This window comes from Trueperella sp. HMSC08B05 (assembly GCF_001808405.1).
GTDB classification, from domain to species: Bacteria; Actinomycetota; Actinomycetes; order Actinomycetales; family Actinomycetaceae; genus Trueperella; species Trueperella bernardiae.
This window is the reverse complement of record NZ_KV793268.1, coordinates 18,378-38,245: the sequence shown is the minus strand read 5'-3', so window position 1 is coordinate 38,245 and position 19,868 is coordinate 18,378. Positions and strand designations below refer to the sequence as shown.

The following is a 19,868-nucleotide window of genomic DNA, read 5'->3' as shown; positions in this document are numbered from 1 at the left end:
CAGCGGCGCCGGCCTTGCTAACAGGTGAGTTTGGGGCAGGAATGAGCGTTTTTCGCGATGAGATTTCAGATTCACCAGTTAGCCACGCCGGGAGCAGCCAAGATCAGATGAAGGCCAGGAACAGGGCCGCCGAGATCGCCACTTCGCCTAGGCCAATCGGCAGCGGCGGCAGCCAGCCGTGGTGGTAGCCCCAGGCGGGGACGGCCGCCGCGCGTGCCACGATGACCACCCACAGCGAGGGCAGCACCCACGGCTCCCCGACCAGCGCGGCCAGCACCACCACCCCGACCAGCCCCACCGCGTGGAAGGCGATGGATGCGAGGAACCAGGGGCGGTTGCCGCGCTCGCGGATGTTGGTCTTGACGTAGAAGATTGTGCCGAGGAAGTACCACCCGACGATGGCGGTGACGATCCAGATCCAGCCCCAGCCGGTCACGGACCCGTTGCCGGAGGCGCCGGGGAGGGTGGCCAGCCCGTGGGTGGCGAGGTCGTAGGCGACGGGCAGGGTGAGGGTAGCGGCGGTGACGGTCGCGGCATCGTTGAGGAAGGAGCGTTCCTTGCGCCGGGAGTAGCACCAGGCTGAGATCACGACGAGCGGTGCGAAGGCCAGCGTCCAGCGCACTAGGAATGGGGCGGTCACCAGGAGGGCGACGCCGAGGGGTGCCGCGATCGCGGAGTAGGTCAGCGCCGGCGCGACAAAGCGGGAGCGCCTGGAGCGTCGGCCATCCCGCCCAGCCCGGCCAATGCGCGCCGGCCCCGCTCGCAGCCACTGCCCGATGGCGTAGAAGGCGAAGTATCCCACCCACCACGTGCCAAGAAGTAGGAGGTGCTGCCAGACGAATCCGCCGAGCACGATCCCCAGCAGCACGGGCACGGTGACCATCGCCCACGCCCCGTGATAGCGCGGAATCCAGCCGGGAGGAAGCTTGCGCCCCACGGGTTAGAAGATCCGGTCGTTGGCGCGCTTGAGCTCGTAGCCGTGGCCGGACATGACCGACCAGCAGGTCACCCCGTCTTGTTCGAGCGTGCAGGCGAAGCCGTTGAGGGCGACTGCGGTGCCGTAGTCGTACACGTCGGCGACGGACACGGAGTGCTGGCAGTCGGCGTCGACCGCCCCCTCGGCCCCGACCACGTACGTGGCGGTGAGGCCCTCGCACTGTTTGGGGGAGGGGTAGTCGTAGGTGTAGATGGAGCACTCGACGTTGTCAGAGTTGATGCGGCAGTGAATGTTCTTGGCCGGCGTGGTGAAGGAGGCCGCCTCGATGGCGCCCTCAGGCGCGGGCCGCTCCGGCGTGGGCTCAGGCTCTGGTTCGGCGGTCTCAGATGGGGAGGGACTGGAGCTCGGCGCGGGTGAGGAGGTCGGGGAGGGCGGGGGCGTCGTCGTTGGGCTGGTGCCGATCTCGCGGCCGTTGGAGATGAGCTGTTGGAAGACGAGGGCGAGGACCACCAGGAACAGGAGGGAGGCGGAGCCGATGAGGAAGTATAGCGGGCCGCGGTTGGTGGCGGGCTGTGGTGGGCCGGCGTCGGGTAGCTGGTGGCTCATGATTCCTCCTTGAGTATCACGCCCATACTAAGGGATGTCGGAGGTGCTGTGTAGGCTGGAACTGTGCGCGCAGGAGCGGACCTGTGCGCTGATGGGAGGGCTCATGGCACTGGCAACGGGGCAGATTAACGACGCCGATCTGGCGCGTACTGAGGATCTGATCGGGCGCGTCCGGGGTATTTTTCGTGGGAGCGTGGTGGGTCAGCAGGATCTGGCGAGGGCGCTGGTCACGGCGTTGATGGCGCGCGGACACGTGCTGCTCGAGTCGGTGCCGGGATTGGCGAAGACCACGGCGGCGCTGACGCTGGCGGACTCGATTTCGGGCACGTTTTCCCGGATCCAGTGCACGCCTGACCTCATGCCGAATGACATCGTGGGTACGCAGATTTACTCGTATGAGACGGGCAGTTTTTCCACGCAGCTGGGGCCGGTGCACGCAAACATGGTGTTGCTCGATGAGATTAATAGGAGCTCGGCGAAAACTCAGTCGGCGATGTTGGAGGCGATGCAGGAGCGCCAGACGTCGATCGGGGGCACGATCTACAAGCTGCCCGATCCGTTCCTGGTGATGGCCACCCAGAATCCGATCGAAGAGGAAGGCACGTACGTGTTGCCGGAGGCGCAGATGGACCGCTTCCTGCTCAAGGAGGTGCTCACGTACCCGGAGCCGGAGGAGGAGGTGGAGATCCTCACGAAGTCGGCGGAGGGCAGCTTCGGGCGTGGTGACGTGGAGCCGATTACTGCTGACGACGTGCTGTTTTTGCAGGCCACGGCTCGGCAAGTGTACGTGGATGAATCGATCAAGCGTTATATCGTGGCGCTCATTAATACCACGCGCGGGCGGGGGCCGTTGCCGGAGTTGGAGCGGCACTTGCGGGTGGGCTCGTCGCCGCGCGGTGGGTTGGCGCTCATGCAGGTGGGGCAGGCGCTGGCGTTGCAGGCGGGGCGCAACTACGTGACGCCGGAGGACATCACGGCGATGCGCTACCAGGTGCTGCGCCACCGGCTTGTGCGCACGTATGACGCGTTGGCGGGCGGGGTGAGCCCGGAGTCGTTGATCGACGCGGTGTTTGAGACGGTGCCCACGCCATGAGTCGGAGGGTGAGGTCTACGGGGACGCGGTCGGCGCTGGTGCGCGCCAAGGTCTCGTTGCCGGTGATCCGCCGCGCGTCGGGGGTGTTCGAGGGCCAGCACAGCTCGATGCTGACCGGCCAGGGGCACGATTTTGACGACCTCACGGACTACGTTCACGGTGATGATGTGGCGGATATTGATTGGAAGACGTCGGCGCGGGCCGGCCGCCCGATCATCCGCCGCTTCGAGCGGGAGACCGACATGTTCACCCAGCTGGTGGTGGACACGGGCGCGGAGATGAGGGCGGCGGCGCCGTCGGGGGAATCAAAGGAGCAGGTGGCGATGTTCGCCGCGGACGTGCTCGGTTACCTGGCGATTCAGCGCGGGGACCGGCTGTCGGTGGTGTACGGGGATAGTGCGGGGGTGTCGCGGATCCCGGCGCGCAATGGCAACTCGCACCTGGACTTTGCGCTCGATGCGGTGCAGGAGCGGATGGAGGCCGGCGCGGGGGAGTCGGCGGTGTCGGACATGCTGGAGGAGCGGCTGCGCGTGCCGCAGCCGCGGGCGTTGTTGGTGTTGGTCACGGACGAATACTGGCCGGGCCTTGCCGACGGGCACACGCTCCGCCGCATCCGCACCCGGCACGAGGTAGTGGTGTTGCGGGTGGCGGACATGTCGGTGGCTGCGCAGGGCGTGGAGCACATGGTCGACCACGCCACGGGCTCCCTCATCCCGGAGTTCTTGCGTGACGACGCCGCGCTGCGGGCCGACCTTGAGGAGGAACGACGCCGTGCTCACGCCTTCGCCGCGGAGTTGCTGCGCGCGAACGGGGTGCGGCACGTGACCGTGGGGTCTACCGAGGAGGTCCCGAGGGCGATTATTGAGTTGTTGAGGCGCCATGCTTGACCAAGTGATCGATCCGTTTGGCACGCCCGCCGTGTGGTGGGTGATTTTTGGAGGGGTGCTGGTGGGGTGTGCCGGCGTCGTGGTGGCGGCGCTTAGGTATTGGAGGCGCGAGCCGGCCGCGCAGGCGGCGGCGCCGGAGCCGGTTCGGACGCGGCGGGTTTCGGGTGCGGTGGCGCGGATTGATGCGGTGGTGGCGCGGCACGCGGCGGACACGCCGGAGGACGTGCGGGCGCTGCACCTGGAGTTGGCGGCGGAGCTACGGGCGATCATGGGGGAGCTCGTGGGCAAGGACCTGTCGGCGTGGCAGGTGGCGCAGTTGCGCGAGGTGGCGGCCTTTAGCGCGGCGGCGGACGCGATCGAGGAGTGGGAAGAGCCCTCGTTTTCGGCCGAGCCGCACGCGAGCGCCCAGGCGGCCCGTGATCGGGCGGTAAGGGCGGTGTCATGGTAAATCCGCTCCTGGGAATTGGGTTGGGCTTCGTGCTGGTGATCGCGGCGGGGCTTGGCTGGTTGCGCCGGCGCCGGGCGGCGGAGGGCGTGCGCGTGGCACATACGCGCGCGGCGCTCCAGCACCCGCGGCTGCGCAAGAGGTTGGCGATGTTGCGCGTGGGAGTCGGGGCCGTGGTGGTGCTGGCCGTCGTCGTTGGCGGAGGAAGCGCATACCTGGCGGCGCGCCCGGCGGGGGCGGACTCGTTGCGGCGGGAGCTCGCCAGCCGCGACATCATGCTGTGCCTCGACGTGTCCGGCTCGGTGCTGACCTACGACGCGGAGGTGCTGCGGTCGTTCGCCAAGCTCGTGGAGAGCTTCGAGGGTGAGCGCGTGGGGCTGAGCATTTTCAACTCGGCCTCGCGGCTGGTCTTCCCGCTGACCAGCGACTACAACGTGGTGACGGGCCAGATCGATGCAGCCGTGGATGTGATGAGCACGCAGGACCCGGCCGGGCTCAACCGCCTGATCGCCGGCACGGAGGCGGGCGTGGAGGTCCACGGGTCGTCGCTCATTGGGGACGGGCTGGTCTCCTGCCTGTATTCTTTCGATTTCGACGACGCCGACCGCGCCCGCACCGTCATCTTCGCCACCGACAACGAGCTGGCAGGCGACTCGGTGTTCACGCTCGCGGAGGGGATTGAGCGGGCGAAGGAGGGCGGTGTGGTGGTGCACGGGATCTACATTTCCGGGCCGTGGAGTGACGACAACGCCGAGATGCGCGATCTGCTGGGTGCGGCCGGGATGTATTATTACCCGTTCAATGACGTGAGTGCGGCGGCGCAGATCGTGGAGGCCGTGGAAGCGCAGGACGTGCAAAACGTCGTTGTGGAGGGCGACGCGGTGATGGTGGACCAGCCCGGGCGATGGCCGGCGATCATCGCCGGGGCGCTGGTGGTGTTGTTGGCGGTGGCGTGGAGGTTCAAGCTATGAAGCTCCTGTATCTGATCGATCCGGTCCCGCTCGCCGTGGTGGCGGGTGTGGGACTGGTGCTTGTAATCGGCGGGCTGGTGACCGGGCGGGAGCGGTGGCTGGCGTGGCTACGTCGGTTCGGGATGCTCGCGATGGCGGTGGCGATGGGCCTGGGGCCGGCGGTGAGCGTGGAGACGCGCACGCTCACCTCGAACCTGGCGGTGTTGTTCGTGGTGGACGCCACTGGCTCGATGGCGGCGCAGGATTACGGTGACGGCCGGCGGCTTGACGGGGTGAAGGCGGACGCGGCGGCGCTCATGAACGCGCTGCCCGAGGCGCACTTCGGGATCGTCGAGTACAGTTCGCGGGCCACCCAGCAGCTGCCGATGACCACGGACAAGCAGGCGGCGCGCACGTGGTTCGACGTGTATGACCGGGAGATGACTGACTTTTCCGGGGGATCGTCGATCAATCGCCCGGTGGAGGAGGTCACCGCCGTGCTCGAGCAGCTCCAGGGTGAGAGGTACGTGCCCGTGGTCGTCTTGATGACCGACGGCGAGGCCACCGATGCCATGAGCTCCCGGCGCGGGGAGGCCCCGAATTATGGGGCATGGGCGCCGCTGGTCAAGGGCGGGTACGTGTTCGGGTACGGCACCGAGGCCGGCGGAAAGATGCTCCGGCGGGACCCCGCGGGCGAGAGCGGGGACTACATTATGGCGCCCTCGGGCGGGGTGGCGATCTCGCGGGCCAACCCGGCCGTGCTGGAGACGATCGCCGGCCAGATCGGCGTGCCGTACGTGCACCGCAGCGGGCCCGGCGGGATTGAGGAGCTGGCGGCTCAGCTGAGCGCCGAGGCAAGCTTGGGCGAGGGCGTGGAGGAGAACGTGTACAGTCCCGTGATCTGGGCGTTTGCCGTGGCTCTCGCGGTGTTGGCTGCGTGGGAGATCTTCGACCTCATGCCGCGCGTGCGGGCCGTGGCTATGATGTCCACGCGGCGCACCACCATTGACACCGGGGGTCGGCGATGAGGCGGGCGATCGTGTGGAGGACACCGGGCGCGGGTAAGCGCGTGGCCCCGGGGTCGGGTGCGGATGTTGGTGCAGGCACGGGCGCGGCGTCGGGAATTGGTGAGGCGCGGACGGTGAGCGGGGCGGCGGCGCGCCGATCGGCGTGGAAGCGGGCCGTGGCGGCGCTGGCCGGGCTGGTCGCGCTGGCGCTCGCGGTAGTGACGATCGTGGCCGGCGTCGCGGCGTTTTCCCTGGCGGCGGGGAAGAGCAGGTACGACGCGGGCGAGTTCGCGGCGTCGGCGCAGGCTTACGACGTGGCGACCCACGTGATGCCGGACTCGCTGGGCCGGTGGAAGGCCTTTTTCGGCGCGGGCACGGCCCGGCTCAAGGGCGGGGAGGCGGCCGCGGCGATCAGTGATCTGGAGAGGGCGCTGGAGCTGGTGCCGCCGGGAACCTCGCGGGACGAAGGCGGTGTGGCGGAGGCGAACCCGGATGTGGTCGCCGAGGATACCGGGCCGACCGACGAGTGCAAGGTGCGCATCAACCTCGCCGTCGCCACGATGAGTGTGGCCGGCGGCGAGTCGGACCCGCAATTCACCGCCGCGGGCTACGCCGACGCCGTGAGGATCATCGCCCCGTGTGAGGACGAGCAGTCGGAAAAGGTCCGCACGCAGGCCGAAGAGAGCCAGGCGGAAGCCGAGGAGGAGGCCGCGCGCCAGGAAGCCGAGCGTCACGAAGAGGGAGATCAGGAACCCGATGCGGGCGAGGCCGGCGACCAGAACTCGGAGCCGATGAGCGAACAGGACCGCGAGTTGCTCGAGCGGATTTCTGAGGCCGAACAACAGCGCCGCGAGTGGAGCGAGTATGATAAGCAGTTCGGGAGCAAGAACGGAGAGAACTGGTGATCTTCAACCAGGAAGGCCGCCCGGCGATCATCGTGCCGGTGGTGGGAACCACCCCGCAGGTGATCCTCGAGGAGGCGAGGGAGTGCGAGAAGGCGGGGGCCGACGTCGTCGAGCTCCGCGCCGACTACCTGCTGGCTGCACACCAGGGCACGGATATCGACGCGATTGCGCGCGACCTCCTGCGTGACCTGTATGCTGGACTGTCCGTGCCGGTGCTCATCACGTTCCGCACTCTGGGCCAGGGCGGGGAGGTGGAGCTCACCCCGTTCCGGTACCGGGTGCTGCTGGCCACGATCCTCGACATCCTCATGCAGGAGGCGATTCCCGCCGACCGCGTGGGGTTGGACCTCGAGTTCGCCTCGGAGGCCACCGCGGAGCTGGCCGCGCGGGCGGCGGAGCTGGGGTACACGGCGGTCGTGTCGCACCACGAATGGCAGGACACCCCGGACGCGGAGGTCATGTACCTCATGCTCGAAGACATGCTGGCCGTGCAAAACGCGATACCGAAGCTGGCCGTCATGGCCCACAGCGAGGAGGACACGGCGCGGCTGCTCGAGGTCACGAAGCAGGTAGCGGAAGAGTCAGGCCGGCCGCTCATCACGATCGCGATGGGGGAGGCCGGGATCCGATCTCGGTTCGAAGGGCACGCCTACGGGTCCGTGGCCACATTCGCCACCGCCGGCGCGTCGACTGCGCCTGGACAGCCCACAATCGAGCGCCTCCGAGCGGTGCTCGGAGGCGCTGATTCAGGCGATATGTAATTCTTGCCCGCGTGCCGGGCGCTGGGCGTTAGTTGGACTCTTCGTCGGCGGGAGCGGCGGCCTCAACCTGCTCGACCGTGCCGTCGAGCTTGCCCTCGAGCTCCTTGAGCGCGGCCTCGTCGCCGGCGATGTACCAGTTGTCGCCCACCAGCGCGGTGAAAGACTCGCCCGCGGCCTGCGCCTTGTGGATGTAAGCCGAGCGGGAGCCCTGGTTGGTGAACACGGCGAAGAAGTCGGCCTCGGAGCAGGTGCCCTGGTTCCACTCGCCGTCGGTCCAGTTGTCGCAGGTGTAGCCGGCGTCCACGGCGGCGTCGCGCAGCTCGGCCACTGAGTTGTACGTGCCTGACAGGGTGCGGGTCACCTCGGGGGTGGGCTTGGTGGTCTCGTTGGAGCTTGTCGAGTCCGAACAGCCGGCGAGGGCGAGTGCAATGGTGATGGTCGCAAGGATCTTCTTCATGGTCTTCCGTTCTGCTGAGTATAAGCCGTGCGCAACTATACTCCTTCCCGCTATGCGGATCCGAACCCGAACCGCTCGTAGGTGTTCGCCGACACTAAAAGAAATCGTGATAACTGGCAGCCCCGGCAGAACTCGTGAATATACCGGCTAGCGATTGCTATACGGGCCTGGTGGGCCTCGGGTTCACGAGTTGTGTCGGGCTCCGGGGTGCCGGCGGATCAGCAGCCCCGGCCGGCCGGGGCCGGGGGAGTCCTTCCACCCTCGGCGCAATCGGAGCGGGCAGGGTCCGAGGCGGCGATTAAACTCGGGTACATGAGTAAACAAATGCCATATAACCGGCTTGGATCTGCAGGTCTTCAGGTTTCCCAGTTCAGCTTCGGCTCCTGGGTCACGTTCGGCGGGCAGGTGGACACCGGGCTTGCCAAGGAGCAGCTGCAGGCCGCCGCCGACGCCGGGGTCAACTTCTTCGACAACGCTGAGGTCTACGCCGGCGGCAAGTCGGAGCAGATCATGGGCGAGGCCATCCGCGAGCTGGGGTGGAAGCGCCACGAGTACGTCATTTCCACCAAGTTCTACTGGGGCATCAACGGCGAGATGCCGAACATGCACTACACCCTCAATCGCAAGTACCTCATGCAGGCCATTGACGGCTCGCTCGAGCGGCTCGGCCTCGACTTCGTGGACCTGGCCTACTGCCACCGGCCGGACCCGAACACGCCGATCGAGGAGACGGTGTATGCGATGAGCGACATCGTGGAGTCGGGCAAGGCCCTGTACTGGGGCACCTCGGAGTGGAGCGCGGATGAGATCCGCGCGGCGTGGGAAATCGCCGACAAGCGCAACCTGCGCAAGCCCGTCATGGAGCAGCCGCAGTACAACCTCCTCCACCGCGACCGGGTGGAAAACGAGTACGCCCGCCTGTACGAGGACCTCGGCCTGGGGCTGACCACGTGGTCGCCGCTGGCGGGTGGCATCCTCACGGGCAAGTACGTGGACGGGATCCCGGAAGGTTCGCGCGCCACGCTCGAGGGCCACGACTACCTGCGCGCTGGCGCCGAAAAGTCGCGCGACCAGGTGCGCGAGCTCGCCAAGATCGCCGCCGACCTCGGCGTGAGCACCGGCCAGCTAGCCCTCGGCTGGGTGGCCGCCAACCCGCACGTGTCCACGGTGATCTTGGGCGCGTCCTCAGTTAAGCAGCTGGAGGAGAACCTCGGGGCGCTCAAGGCCCTCGAGTCTCTGAATGACGACGCCGGCCTCAAGGCCTCCATCGACGAGCTGTTCTAACGCCGCCCGGCGCCGGTTACCCCGGCCAAGCGAAATTTGCGGGACGACTTGAGCCCCACCTGCATATATGTGCAGACCTGGCCCAGATCGTCCCGCAAATTATCCGTCGAGGCTGAGACAAGGCACCCGGCCGGTTGGTTGCCGTGCACATGAGATCTGCTCGGCGCATAGGCTAGGTTAGATGCCATGCCCGGTCTTTTGCTCGTCAACCTTGGTACGCCCGATTCGCCGTCGCGCGCGGACGTGGCCACCTTCCTTGACGACTTCCTGTCCGACCCCGACGTGATCGATTTCCCGCGCGCCCTCTGGCTACCTATTCTGCGCGGGATCATCCTGCGTACGCGCCCCGCAAAGTCGGGCGCGCTGTACGAGACGATTTGGACGGAGGAAGGCTCGCCGCTCGTCGTGATCACGCGCCAGCAGCGCGACCTGCTCGCGGAGGCGTTGCCGTGGGAGGTGCGCTACGCGATGACGTACACGAAGCCGTCGATCGCGCAGGAGCTGGACGCGTTCGCCCGGGAGGGCATGCGGGATGTGACCGTGTTGCCGCTGTACCCGCAGTGGGCGCCGTCGAACACGGGGTCGATCGTGCAGCAGGTGCGGGCATGGCAGGCCGCCTCGCCCGAGACCCGGGTGCGGATGATCGGCCCGTGGCCGGCCCAGGGGCACTTTGTGGACTGGCATGCGGAGAAGATCGCGGCTGCCGTCGCCGCCCTTCCCACCCCGGAGCGTGCTCGCATCCTGCTGTCCTACCACGGCGTGCCCGAGCGCCGCGTCCACCGCCCCCACGAGTACGCCACGCAGTGCGAGGCCACCACGTTCGCGATCGAGGAGGGGTTGCGCAGGCGCGGGGTGAGCAACGCCGTCGTGACCACGTACCAGTCCAAGTTCGGGCCCGGCAAATGGCTCGAGCCCGCCACAATCGACACGATGGGCGCGCTGCCCGGCCAGGGTGTCACCAGTGTTGTGCTGGCCACCCCCGGGTTCCTCGCCGACTGCATCGAGACCCTCGATGAGCTCGACGTCCTCAACCGCGAGGCGTTCGAAAGCGCAGGCGGGACGCACTTCGTGCGCGTGCCGCCGATGAATGACGACCCGGTGTTTGCCGACGTCGTCGCCCACCTTCTCGAGGGCGCGGGCCCGCGTCCAACCGCGGTACGAGATCGGGTTATCGAGGGTGAGGCAAGTTAGGCAATAATTGTGCACAAACACGCCGTTGCACAAAAGGACCGTCCATGCCTACTGACCATTCTGCGCCTCGCCGCGCCCGTTCGATCGCGCCCGAGGCGATAGCCCCACTTCCGGACCGGGTGCGTGCCTGGCTGGTGCATATTTTTACGATGTCGGGGATGGCGTTCGCTGCGCTCGCCACGCTCGCGCTCATCGACCGGCAGATCGCGTGGATGTGGCTGTGGCTTGGGGTGGCGCTGATCGTGGATGGCGTGGATGGGTTCTTCGCCCGGCGGTATCGCGTGCGCGAGGTGTTGCCGTGGTTCGACGGCGGGATCCTCGACATCGCGATCGACTACATCACCTGGACCTTCATCCCCGCGATCTTCATGTACACCCAGCTGGACCTGGGGCCGAAGCCGCTGGCGGGGGTGTTGACGGTGCTGATTTTGACGTCGTCGACACTGTGTTACGCGAACGAGAACTGGAAGTCGGTCGACTATTACTTCTACGGCTTCCCGGCGGCGTGGAACATCGTGGCCGTCATCCTATACGTGCTCCAGCTGGGGCAGGCGGCGAACATCTTCTGGGTGACCCTGTTTATTGTGCTGACGATCGTGCCGTTCTACTGGACGCACCCGTTCAGAGTGAAGCGTTTCATGGTGCTGAATTTGGCGTCGATCTTCGTGTGGATCGCGGCCACGGGCTGGCTGGTGGTGGTGTTCCCACATCAGCCGATGTGGCTGCTGGTGACGTTCTGGGTCTCGGGCGGGTGGTTCATCGGCACGGGCGTGATCCGTACGGTGACGGGGCCGGATCGGCCGCGGCGCCCGGGGCGCGCGGCCTCCGCATAGCCCGCCGGAGCGCCGCCTGAGCCGCATAGCTCGGGGGCGGCGTCGGGCGGCGGCTAGAGACGGGAGTGGCGCAGGCCGGCGGCGACCGCGCGGTCGCGAAGGTAGTTGAAGCCCTCATACAGGAGGGCGCCGGCGATCATCGCCCCCACGACGCCGTGCACCCACCACGAATACCCGCGTCCATGCGACCAGAAGTAGATGTAGGGCGCGATGAACGTGATGAGCGTGACGGCAAACCCGGTCACCCGCACCCAGGTCTTGTGCGCGGTGAAGAACGCGACCAGCCCCCACGTGTAGGGGATCGCCGTCACCACATCCATCGTCCACAGCAGCAGCACGCTGCCGTGGAAGTGCGGTACGAACGTGGCTGGCAGCGCGCGTAGCGTCGAGTAGATGAAGACCACCAGGTAGGCCCAAAACGTGGGGCTGTGCAACGCGCGGTACAGCCGCGACGACGGCACCACCCGTGCTCCGACCTCGCGCAGCGCCCGGTAGTTGTGCGAGCTGATCGTCGACGATTCCTCGCCCACGAACGCCATTCGCACAAACTCTTGCTGGTCGGGGGTGCCCGCGGCCCACGCCCGCAACCACGCCGACGGACTCATCCCGACCACCACGTGAGGCCGATCCACCCCTCCGAGGTAGCGCTCGGCGAGCTCGGGGGAGAGGGACCCGGCCCTGACAAATTTGAGGGCCGAAGGGAGGAAGGAATCGCTCAGTGGCTGGAGGAGGTGGGTCTCCGCGTGGGAGGGGTCGGCGCCGAAGAACACCTGAAGGGCGGCCAGCCGCTCGGCCGGGACCAAGGCAAACATGAGGTGTTGGCGGGTGGTGATGAGGCGGCGGAGGTCGGTGGCTAGGGTGTCGCGAAGGTCGGTGGGGAGGGTGGCGGGCGTGGTCGGAGAATCGGCAAGCAGAGAGGAGAGCGGACCGAGCACCAGGCTCGTGGCGGTGCGGCGCGCGGTGAGATTGCCCAGGCGGTCGATGCCGGAGACGCGCTTGACCGCCGCCGGATCGATCCCGATCTCCCGCAGCATCGGGTAAGCGAGCGCGGAGTGGCGGGTGAGGAGGCGCGCGGCGTCGTCAGTGCTGGTCAGGGCATGTGGCATGCTCGCTCCTCGGGTTGGCCAATCTCAGCCATTATAAGGAACGGGGACGTGCGCGTCCTCATGCCCAGGGTGTGTGGCTTATTAGGGGCGGCGGTCAGCGGGGCGGGCGGCGTCGTGAACGCCCGGGGCGTCAGCAGGGTGCGACCTCACATTCGGCCTCCGCCACCTGGACATGGAAATAAGGCGATTCTACCGAAGCGGTCAGTTCGCGCTTCTTCTTCCGAATGGCAAGCGTGAGGATAAGGAACGCGCCGATCCACGCGAGTGGATGGCACACGACGATCCCGACGAAACCGTAGACCGGGGCGATGAACAGCGCCGTGGCCACGCGGGCGCCCATCTCGATTAAACCGGCCAGCGTGGGGACCAGCGCGTTGCCCAGCGACTGCAGCGAGTAGCGGTTGACGAACAGGATCGTGAGGAACGGGTAGAACGGTACGGTCACCCACAGGTAGATGGAGCCGAGGCGGAGGATTTCGTCGGTGAGGCCGGAGCCGAAGAAGGCGCTGATCACCTCGTGCTGGAAGACGAGGATGAGCGTGCCGATGATGGCGGCGTAGGCAAGCGACATGTAAATCGTCTGGCTGATGCCCACCCACATGCGCTCCATCTTGCCCGCGCCGTAGTTCTGCGCCACGAAGACGCCAGCCGCGATCCCGAAGGAGACGAAGGGGAACATGGCCAGCTGCTCGATTCGCTGGGCGACCGTGTAGGCGGCGATCGCGGCGGCGCCGTGCCCGTTGAGCGCGATCTGGATGACGATGAGGCCGAGGGCAATGACGGAGGTCTGGAAGCCCATGGGGATGCCGAGGCGCAACTGCTCGAGGGCCTCGACCTTGAGGATGCGGAAGTCGGCCCCGCTGATGCGCAGGATCGGGATGCGGGTCTGAATGTAGATCGCGCACGCCACCACCGACAGGCCCTGGGCGATCACCGTGGCCAGCGCCGCGCCCTCCACGCCCATGCCAACGTAGAGGATGAAGACGAGGTCGAGCACGATGTTGAGCGTGGCGGCCATGACGAGGAACAACAGTGGGGTGGTCGAATCGCCGATCGCGCGGATTGCGTTGGCCAGCAGGTTGTAAAACACCGTGAAGGCCAGGCCCGCGAACAGGACCTGGAGGTAGTAGGTGGCGTCGGGGAGGATGTCGGCGGGGGTGTTCATGAGGCGCAAGATGTCACCGGAAAAGGCCACCGCCGGAACCGTGATGACAAGCGCCATGATCGCCGACAAAACGATCGACGTGGCGAAATTCCGGCGCAGAGCCGGCAGGCGCTGGGCACCAAAGTGGCGCGACATCGGGATCGTCATGCCCACCGTGGCCGACTGGGCAAAGCCCATCACTAGGAAGAACAGGGTGCCGACCGAGCCGACCGCCGCCACCGCATCCGCGCCGAGCGTGCGTCCCACGATGAACGTGTCCGAAATGTTGTACAGCTGCTGGAAGAGGTTCCCCGCAAGCAGGGGAAGCATAAAAAGCAAAATCAGCTTGCCCTCATGACCATGCGTCAGTTCTTTAGCCATACTCGTCTTTCCCGACGGCGCAATTACAATCCTCAAAAACCGTCAAAAATCGTACCATTCTTTGCCGCTGGGAAATAAGGGTTTGTCCATGTGAGATGCGAGGCAGGGGGTGGGGCGGGCGGCACGGTGAGCCCGCCGGGGCGCGCGAGGTGACTGCCCCTGCGCGAGGTGAGGGCGTGGGTGCAAAGCGGGACGATCGCGACGTGGGGTGTGGGCGCAAGGCGCGGGCGGCGTCGTGAAAAACGCCAGTGGCAAACAGTGACGAAGAGTACACTTGGGGCATGTCTGATACCGATTCCCTCTCAACAAAGCTCCCCAAGCTCGACTCGCGCGCGTACGACAAGGAGCTTCGCCGCCTGCAGGCAGAGCTCGTGGAGATGCAGCAGTGGGTTATTGCCACTGGTGAGCGCATCGTCATCCTTTTTGAGGGGCGTGACGCGGCGGGGAAGGGGTCGGCGATTAAGCGCGTCACCCAGTACTTGAACCCGCGTCATGCGCGAGTGGTCGCGTTGCCTAAGCCCACCGAGCGCGAGTCTACGCAGTGGTACTTCCAGCGCTACGTGGCGCACCTGCCCGCGGCGGGCGAGATCGTCATCTTCGACCGGTCCTGGTACAATCGCGCGGGCGTCGAGCGCGTGATGGGCTTCGCCTCGCCCGAGGAATACCACCGCTTCTTGCGGCAGGCGCCCGAGTTTGAGCGCATGCTTGTCGACGACGGGATCCGCATCCTCAAGTACTGGTTCTCCGTGTCGGCGGAGGAGCAGGAGGCGCGGTTCAGGTCGCGGTCATCGGACCCGATGAGACGCTGGAAGCTGTCGCCGATCGACGTCGAATCCATCAACCGCTGGGAAGAATACTCGCAGGCGAAGGACGCCATGTTCGCCGCCACGGACACGCCGTGGGCGCGCTGGCGTACGGTCGAGTCGGAGGATAAGAAGCGTTCGCGCATCAACGTCATTTCCGACATCCTGCACGAGATCCCCTGGGAACGCATTGAACCGGAGAAGGTGGAGGTGCCGAAGCGGCCGGCGATCGCCGAGCAGGACGCCCACCAGCGCCTCGACCGCACGAAGTACATTTATGTCGACGACGTCGCCGTGAATCTGGAAAAGGACCGCGTGAAGGCCGCAAAGGATGAGCGCAAGTCGGCCAAGAAGGCTCGCAAGGCGGCCAAGAAGGTGCGCGAGGAAGACAAGGCTGCAGGCGGGGAGTAGGCGCGCGGCGGGATAGGTGCGGGCGAAGGTTGGCTGGACCCCGGAGTCGTCGGGATATGGGAAGAGTAAGGACTCCCCACGCACCCGCCAGAGCCCAAGTACCCTTGCTGCATTCCTGCCCTGGGGGAGTTCCTCAAGATGACGCCACGTGGGGAGCCGCCACCGATCCTACCATGAGTTTCGGGGTGGCAACGTCGGGAGGGTGAGACTAACGGCACCCGCGCCTGGCGGCCCGCAATTTCCCAAAGGGCGCCAGTTTTCGTAAACTGGGTAGGCAGATTGGCAGAATCTGAGGAGGATTCGCCTAGTGGCCTATGGCGCTCGCTTGGAAAGCGGGTTGGGTTAACGCCCTCGGGGGTTCGAATCCCCCATCCTCCGCAAAAGTCCCGTCCCGCAGTAGCGGGACGGGACTTTTTGTTGGATTATCGCGGGTTTTCGTTGGTGTAGTCGGGTTTCGTCAGACACCACCAAAACCACCCCAAAACCCCAAGCGACCCCACAAGACCCCACCGTAAGGGGGGTGCAAAAGGGGTACAAACAAAAACTGAGAAGGGGCACAGGAGGCCCATGACGTCGTCGACGCGTTCATCGAGACGCGCTTCCCCAGTCGTCCATGCCGGCGTGAGTCCTGGGCTAGCGGCCCTTTACCAGAACGATGGTCTGGGCAGTCGCGCCGGAGAGAGTGTCATCTTTACTGGTGGAGGCGTTGAGCGTGGGGAAATCGATGAAGGTTTTTGGTGCTGCTACGGGGCTGCCTCAATTGTGTGGTTGTGGTACCTAGGGCTATCTTGCCGCAAGAGGACGGGCGCATGCCATAAAACTTGCGACCGCCCGGCGAGGTTATCCCCAGGTGGCGGCCGGCGAAAGATTTGTCGGAGGGTGTGCGTAGACTAGGAGGCGTGAGTATAGCCCTGTATCGCCGCTACCGGCCCGAGTCCTTTCAAGAAGTGATCGGTCAAGATCACGTCACCCGGCCACTGATGGCCGCTCTTGAGGCGGGCCGCACCACGCATGCCTATTTGTTTTCCGGGCCGCGCGGTTGTGGCAAGACGACGTCGGCGAGGATCCTCGCCCGCTGCCTCAACTGTGTGGAGTACCCCACCGCGAAGCCGTGTGGGAAGTGTGAGTCGTGCCGGGAGTTGGCGCGCGATGGATCGGGGTCGCTCGACGTCGTGGAGCTGGACGCGGCGTCGCACGGCGGTGTAGACGACGCGCGGGAGCTGCGCGAGCAGGCCGGGTTCGCGCCGGTGCGGGATCGCTTCAAGATCTTCATTATCGACGAGGCACACATGGTCACCAGCCAGGGCTTCAACGCGTTGTTGAAGCTGGTGGAGGAGCCGCCGCCGCACGTGAAGTTCATTTTTGCGACCACCGAGCCGGAAAAGGTGATCGGCACGATCCGCTCGCGCACGCACCACTACCCGTTCCGGCTGGTCCCGCCGCTGGAGCTCGAACAGTACCTGGCGCTGGTTTGCGCGCGTGAGGGCGTGAGCGCGGGGAAGGACCTGCTGTCGTTGGTGGTCCGCGCGGGAACGGGCTCGGTGCGTGACACGCTCTCGGTCCTCGACCAGATTATCGGCGGCTCCGAGGGCACGCGCCTTGACTACGACCGCGCCGTCGCCCTCCTCGGTTACACCTCGGCGGCGTTGCTCGACGACGCCGTTGACGCCATCTCCACGCGGGATGGTTCGGCGCTGTTTGGGGTTGTGGACAAGGTGGTTAAGTCTGGTCACGACCCGCGGCGTTTCGTTGAGGACATGCTCCAGCGGCTGCGGGATCTGGTGATCATCGCGCTCGCGGGAGATGAGGCGAAGGACGTGTTCGTCTCGGTGCCGGAGGATCAGTATGGGCGGATGGTTGAGCAGGCGGCGGCGCTTGGGGCGGAGCGCGCCTCGCAGTGTGCGGACCTGACGAACGCTGCGCTGAGCGATATGGCCGGTGCCACCGCGCCGCGACTCCAGCTGGAGTTGCTGTGCGCTCGGCTGGTGATTGCGCGGGTGGGCGTGCCGGCGCAGGTGGTCGAGAGCGGGCCCGAGGCGCCCAGCCCCGAGGTGGCCAGCAGCCTGGCGAAGTTCCGGGCGAAGCCGGCCGGGTCTGGGCGCGTGACCGGTGGCGCACAGCTGGCCGGGCGCGGGCCGGGGCAGCCGGAGGGACATCAGGTCGGTCAGCAGGCGGGCCAGGCCGGAAATGCGGGCCCAGGCGGGCAGATCTCGGGTGCGCAGGGTGTGGCTGGATCTGTCGAGCAGCAGCGGCGCTTGGACCAGATGGATCCACGCAGACGGCCCATGCCTGTGATGACGAGTGCAGGGTTCGACGGCGATGGCAAGGCGCCCGCGCAATCTGTTCTGGAAAGACAGAGCTCGCAGGAGGGGGAGTCGGCCGGGCGCGCGTCCGAAGGCCGCGCGCCCCAGCAGGGGCATGCCGATATGCCAGCCCCCGAGCGGCAGGCCGGGGAACAGCAAGAAGTGCGGCAGGCGTCGGCGCAACCGGCACCCGAACGCGCTGTTTCCGAGCAGTCGGCTCCAGCACGGCAATCGGCTCCGGAACAACAGGCGACTCACCCTCCGCAGCCAACTCAGGCCCAGGGTGCGCCCGAGCAGGCGCCGGCACAGCCGGCCGAACCCGCCGGGCAGTCCGGCGGCGACCCGCTTGCGCAGATCAGCGCGCAGTGGCCCGCGATCATGGCCGACCAGAGCCTGTCCCGCATCGCCCACGCCCAACTCGGTGCGGCAAATGGCCCGGTCAGGGTCGAGGGCGGGGTACTCTACGTCGGCTTCGAACAGCCCGGCGTTGCCGGGGCGTTCACGGCGCGTGGCGCTCGCGAGGTCGAGCGGATCATAGCGAACATGTTCGGACTCGCCCTCCGAGTCGAAGGATTGGCGGGAGGCGAACCGTCGGCCCCAAAAGCTGACGCCGCGCAGGCCGCGGCACCCCAACCGCCGGCCGTCGACTTTGAGCGAGCCGAACCATCACGCCCAGCGGTGAGCCGAGATCCTGAGCATGCACCAGCCGGCCCGCCTCAAGATGCCGAGGGTTTGCGGGGTGCGCAGTCAGGTGACTTGCGCGCATCTGCAGCGGAGTCGGAGCCGGAGTCAGCCGATGTGCGTGAACCGGTGGCCGGCTCAGGCTCGCACCAGCAGGCAAGGCCGGTAACGAAGCGGGCGGGCGAGCCCGCAGAAACTGGCGAACCTCGCAGGCCCTCCAAATCTCACTCGGCCGCGGAGCCCGACTGGGCCCCGCCCTACGGCGACGAGCCCGACTTCGACGAATCTAACGTCGACGATTCTGATCTCGGCGAACCGGACCCCGCCCACGACCCGAGCTTTACCGCAGAGCCGGCCACCGACGGCATGCCCGGCACCCCTGCCTTTGGCGCGACCGGCGGCCCTGCTTTCGGGGCGACACCTGCTACAGAATCCGGCGCGGCGCCCGGCCCCGGTCTTGACCAAGCTCCCGGCCACGATCACGGCGAGTCGCCCGAGCGCTCCGCCGCTGACATCCTCGGCTCCGCAGCCGAGAGCTTCCCGATGCCGCCTCCGGCCGAGCTACCAGAGAGCTTGGCCTCCGGCCACGCCAACACCACGGGCCACGAGCCGACCGGGTTCGCACAGTTCCACGTGCCGCCCGTCGAAGATCCCTATACGCATACGACATTGGGCAAGTGGGCGCAACCGTCGTCGTTGGACCGCCGCCCGGACGGCCCAGACCCGGACGACCTCCCGGACGAGGGCGCCGACGCCTCCACCCAGACGTACCCGGCCCAGGCCGCCCCCACCCCCACCCGCGCCGGCCTTACCGGCACCGACTTCCAGGCCCTCGCCGCCGCACACGCCCACCCCACTCGTGCCGACTACCCGGACGAGCCCGCCGTCGTCGACGATTCCCACCCCGAATGGGAAGGTGCCTCCGCCGACGACCCGGACATCTCACAGTCGACCATGGTGGGTCTGCAGGTCCTGCTCGAGCGCTTCGAGGCTAAAGTGATCGAAGAACGGGAGGAGTAGGCATGGCCGGAGTGTATGACGGCGCGGTCCAAGCGCTCATTGACGAACTGGGGCGCCTGCCCGGGATCGGCCCCAAGGGCGCGCAGCGAATCGCGTTCTACCTGCTGGAGGCGGATGACTCGGAAGTCGACGCCCTGGTTGGCGCCCTCGAATCCGTCAAATCCAAGGTCCGTTTCTGTGAAATCTGCGGCAACGTCACCGAGGACAAGCTCTGCCGCATTTGCGCCGACCCCCGCCGGCTCGACTCCGTCATCTGCGTGGTCGAAGAAGCCAAGGACATCGTCGCCATCGAGCGCTCGCGCGAATACCGCGGCCGCTACCACGTACTCGGCGGCGCGATCGACCCGATCGGCGGCATCGGCCCCGAAGATCTGCGCATCCGTGAGCTGTACGCAAGGCTGGGCTCCGGCGTCGTGCAAGAGGTCATCCTCGCCATGGATCCAAACGTCGAAGGAGAGGCCACGGCCACGTACCTTTCCCTCAACCTGTCGCACATGAACGTCATCGTCTCGCGGCTCGCCTCCGGCCTGCCCGTGGGCGGCGACCTCGAATACGCCGACGAAGTCACGATCTCCCGCGCCATGGAAGGGCGTCAGAGGATTCACACGCCCAGCACGTGAGAGCCCCAGCCGAACCCGGGGCGCCTCCCGTAGCATGAGGGCA

At 66.8% G+C, this 19,868-nt stretch carries 18 protein-coding genes, 1 tRNA gene and 1 other RNA gene; 14 read left to right on the top strand and 6 right to left on the bottom strand.

The window, feature by feature from the left end; genetic code table 11:
* Positions 1-103: 103 nt before the first annotated feature.
* Positions 104-937: a YwiC-like family protein gene (locus HMPREF3167_RS07450; protein WP_062614168.1), complete on the bottom strand. Its 834-nt coding sequence runs from the start codon at positions 935-937 to the stop codon at positions 104-106.
* A gap of 3 nt (positions 938-940) precedes the next feature.
* Positions 941-1,543 (bottom strand): hypothetical protein, encoded by a 603-nt coding sequence (locus HMPREF3167_RS07445; protein ID WP_062614167.1) that lies wholly within the window; start codon positions 1,541-1,543, stop codon positions 941-943.
* A 103-nt stretch (positions 1,544-1,646) separates the two neighbouring features.
* On the opposite strand from HMPREF3167_RS07445, the gene HMPREF3167_RS07440 reads away from it, so the two are divergent.
* From HMPREF3167_RS07440 to aroD, 7 genes are read left to right on the top strand one after another with little or no spacing between them, the layout of a single operon-like run.
* Positions 1,647-2,636 carry an AAA family ATPase gene (locus HMPREF3167_RS07440; RefSeq protein WP_246825753.1) on the top strand — a complete coding sequence of 330 codons (990 nt, stop codon included), beginning with the start codon at positions 1,647-1,649 and terminating at the stop codon, positions 2,634-2,636.
* An 8-nt stretch (positions 2,637-2,644) separates the two neighbouring features.
* Positions 2,645-3,523: a DUF58 domain-containing protein gene (locus HMPREF3167_RS07435; RefSeq protein WP_160326888.1), complete on the top strand. Its 879-nt coding sequence runs from the start codon at positions 2,645-2,647 to the stop codon at positions 3,521-3,523.
* Positions 3,516-3,971 (top strand): hypothetical protein, encoded by a 456-nt coding sequence (locus HMPREF3167_RS07430; protein ID WP_062614165.1) that lies wholly within the window; start codon positions 3,516-3,518, stop codon positions 3,969-3,971. Before HMPREF3167_RS07435 ends, HMPREF3167_RS07430 begins: the two co-directional genes overlap by 8 nt.
* Complete coding sequence (locus tag HMPREF3167_RS07425; RefSeq protein ID WP_083281126.1) at positions 3,965-4,939, top strand: vWA domain-containing protein; 975 nt, start codon at positions 3,965-3,967, stop codon at positions 4,937-4,939. The genes HMPREF3167_RS07430 and HMPREF3167_RS07425 overlap by 7 nt, the downstream gene beginning before the upstream one ends.
* The gene (locus HMPREF3167_RS10135; RefSeq protein ID WP_062614163.1) at positions 4,936-5,946 is read left to right on the top strand and encodes a vWA domain-containing protein; all 1,011 of its coding nucleotides are present in this window, start codon (positions 4,936-4,938) and stop codon (positions 5,944-5,946) included. The genes HMPREF3167_RS07425 and HMPREF3167_RS10135 overlap by 4 nt, the downstream gene beginning before the upstream one ends.
* Entirely contained in the window at positions 5,943-6,830 is an 888-nt protein-coding gene (locus tag HMPREF3167_RS07415) for a tetratricopeptide repeat protein (RefSeq protein ID WP_168160844.1), read from the top strand. Before HMPREF3167_RS10135 ends, HMPREF3167_RS07415 begins: the two co-directional genes overlap by 4 nt.
* A complete protein-coding gene (aroD, locus tag HMPREF3167_RS07410; RefSeq protein WP_070446296.1) occupies positions 6,827-7,591 on the top strand; it encodes a type I 3-dehydroquinate dehydratase in 765 nt (254 codons plus the stop codon). Before HMPREF3167_RS07415 ends, aroD begins: the two co-directional genes overlap by 4 nt.
* Positions 7,592-7,619: 28 nt before the next feature.
* Here aroD and HMPREF3167_RS07405 read toward each other — a convergent pair whose 3' ends face one another.
* Complete coding sequence (locus HMPREF3167_RS07405; protein ID WP_062614160.1) at positions 7,620-8,048, bottom strand: membrane lipoprotein lipid attachment site-containing protein; 429 nt, start codon at positions 8,046-8,048, stop codon at positions 7,620-7,622.
* 312 nt (positions 8,049-8,360) lie between these two features.
* Here HMPREF3167_RS07405 and HMPREF3167_RS07400 point away from each other — a divergent pair, with 312 nt between their 5' ends.
* From HMPREF3167_RS07400 to HMPREF3167_RS07390, 3 genes are all read left to right on the top strand, one after another.
* Positions 8,361-9,332: a potassium channel beta subunit family protein gene (locus HMPREF3167_RS07400; protein WP_210382985.1), complete on the top strand. Its 972-nt coding sequence runs from the start codon at positions 8,361-8,363 to the stop codon at positions 9,330-9,332.
* Between the two features lie 186 nt (positions 9,333-9,518).
* Positions 9,519-10,523, top strand: a complete 1,005-nt coding sequence (hemH, locus tag HMPREF3167_RS07395; RefSeq protein ID WP_068538861.1) for a ferrochelatase — start codon at positions 9,519-9,521, stop codon at positions 10,521-10,523.
* Positions 10,524-10,567: 44 nt separating this feature from the next.
* Entirely contained in the window at positions 10,568-11,356 is a 789-nt protein-coding gene (locus tag HMPREF3167_RS07390; protein WP_068538860.1) for a CDP-alcohol phosphatidyltransferase family protein, read from the top strand.
* A gap of 53 nt (positions 11,357-11,409) precedes the next feature.
* On the opposite strand, the gene HMPREF3167_RS07385 is transcribed toward HMPREF3167_RS07390, so the two are convergent.
* Entirely contained in the window at positions 11,410-12,462 is a 1,053-nt protein-coding gene (locus HMPREF3167_RS07385; RefSeq protein WP_062614156.1) for a hypothetical protein, read from the bottom strand.
* Between the two features lie 130 nt (positions 12,463-12,592).
* The gene (locus HMPREF3167_RS07380; protein WP_070446294.1) at positions 12,593-13,987 is read right to left on the bottom strand and encodes an MATE family efflux transporter; all 1,395 of its coding nucleotides are present in this window, start codon (positions 13,985-13,987) and stop codon (positions 12,593-12,595) included.
* A gap of 281 nt (positions 13,988-14,268) precedes the next feature.
* On the opposite strand from HMPREF3167_RS07380, the gene ppk2 reads away from it, so the two are divergent.
* The gene (ppk2, locus tag HMPREF3167_RS07375) at positions 14,269-15,201 is read left to right on the top strand and encodes a polyphosphate kinase 2 (RefSeq protein WP_062614154.1); all 933 of its coding nucleotides are present in this window, start codon (positions 14,269-14,271) and stop codon (positions 15,199-15,201) included.
* 64 nt (positions 15,202-15,265) lie between these two features.
* Here the strand turns inward: ppk2 and ffs are convergent.
* Positions 15,266-15,362: signal recognition particle sRNA small type (gene ffs, locus HMPREF3167_RS07370), an RNA gene on the bottom strand.
* A 132-nt stretch (positions 15,363-15,494) separates the two neighbouring features.
* Between ffs and HMPREF3167_RS07365 the strand changes: the two genes are divergently transcribed.
* From HMPREF3167_RS07365 to recR, 3 genes are all read left to right on the top strand, one after another.
* A tRNA-Ser gene (locus HMPREF3167_RS07365) sits at positions 15,495-15,579 on the top strand.
* A 521-nt stretch (positions 15,580-16,100) separates the two neighbouring features.
* Complete coding sequence (locus HMPREF3167_RS07360) at positions 16,101-19,205, top strand: DNA polymerase III subunit gamma and tau (protein WP_070446292.1); 3,105 nt, start codon at positions 16,101-16,103, stop codon at positions 19,203-19,205.
* Between the two features lie 2 nt (positions 19,206-19,207).
* Positions 19,208-19,825 (top strand): recombination mediator RecR, encoded by a 618-nt coding sequence (gene recR, locus HMPREF3167_RS07355; RefSeq protein ID WP_179853720.1) that lies wholly within the window; start codon positions 19,208-19,210, stop codon positions 19,823-19,825.
* Positions 19,826-19,868 lie beyond the last annotated feature (43 nt).

Excerpts from the sequence above, each read along its gene's own strand:
- HMPREF3167_RS07445 (WP_062614167.1), bottom strand. The coding sequence starts at position 1,543 with ATGAGCCACCAGCTACCCGACGCCGGCCCACCACAGCCCGCCACCAAC.
- HMPREF3167_RS07440 (WP_246825753.1), top strand. The coding sequence starts at position 1,647 with ATGGCACTGGCAACGGGGCAGATTAACGACGCCGATCTGGCGCGTACT.
- HMPREF3167_RS07430 (WP_062614165.1), top strand. The coding sequence starts at position 3,516 with ATGCTTGACCAAGTGATCGATCCGTTTGGCACGCCCGCCGTGTGGTGG.
- HMPREF3167_RS07425 (WP_083281126.1), top strand. The coding sequence starts at position 3,965 with ATGGTAAATCCGCTCCTGGGAATTGGGTTGGGCTTCGTGCTGGTGATC.
- HMPREF3167_RS10135 (WP_062614163.1), top strand. The coding sequence starts at position 4,936 with ATGAAGCTCCTGTATCTGATCGATCCGGTCCCGCTCGCCGTGGTGGCG.
- HMPREF3167_RS07415 (WP_168160844.1), top strand. The coding sequence starts at position 5,943 with ATGAGGCGGGCGATCGTGTGGAGGACACCGGGCGCGGGTAAGCGCGTG.
- HMPREF3167_RS07405 (WP_062614160.1), bottom strand. The coding sequence starts at position 8,048 with ATGAAGAAGATCCTTGCGACCATCACCATTGCACTCGCCCTCGCCGGC.
- HMPREF3167_RS07400 (WP_210382985.1), top strand. The coding sequence starts at position 8,361 with ATGAGTAAACAAATGCCATATAACCGGCTTGGATCTGCAGGTCTTCAG.
- hemH (WP_068538861.1), top strand. The coding sequence starts at position 9,519 with ATGCCCGGTCTTTTGCTCGTCAACCTTGGTACGCCCGATTCGCCGTCG.
- HMPREF3167_RS07390 (WP_068538860.1), top strand. The coding sequence starts at position 10,568 with ATGCCTACTGACCATTCTGCGCCTCGCCGCGCCCGTTCGATCGCGCCC.
- HMPREF3167_RS07385 (WP_062614156.1), bottom strand. The coding sequence starts at position 12,462 with ATGCCACATGCCCTGACCAGCACTGACGACGCCGCGCGCCTCCTCACC.
- HMPREF3167_RS07380 (WP_070446294.1), bottom strand. The coding sequence starts at position 13,987 with ATGGCTAAAGAACTGACGCATGGTCATGAGGGCAAGCTGATTTTGCTT.
- ppk2 (WP_062614154.1), top strand. The coding sequence starts at position 14,269 with ATGTCTGATACCGATTCCCTCTCAACAAAGCTCCCCAAGCTCGACTCG.
- recR (WP_179853720.1), top strand. The coding sequence starts at position 19,208 with ATGGCCGGAGTGTATGACGGCGCGGTCCAAGCGCTCATTGACGAACTG.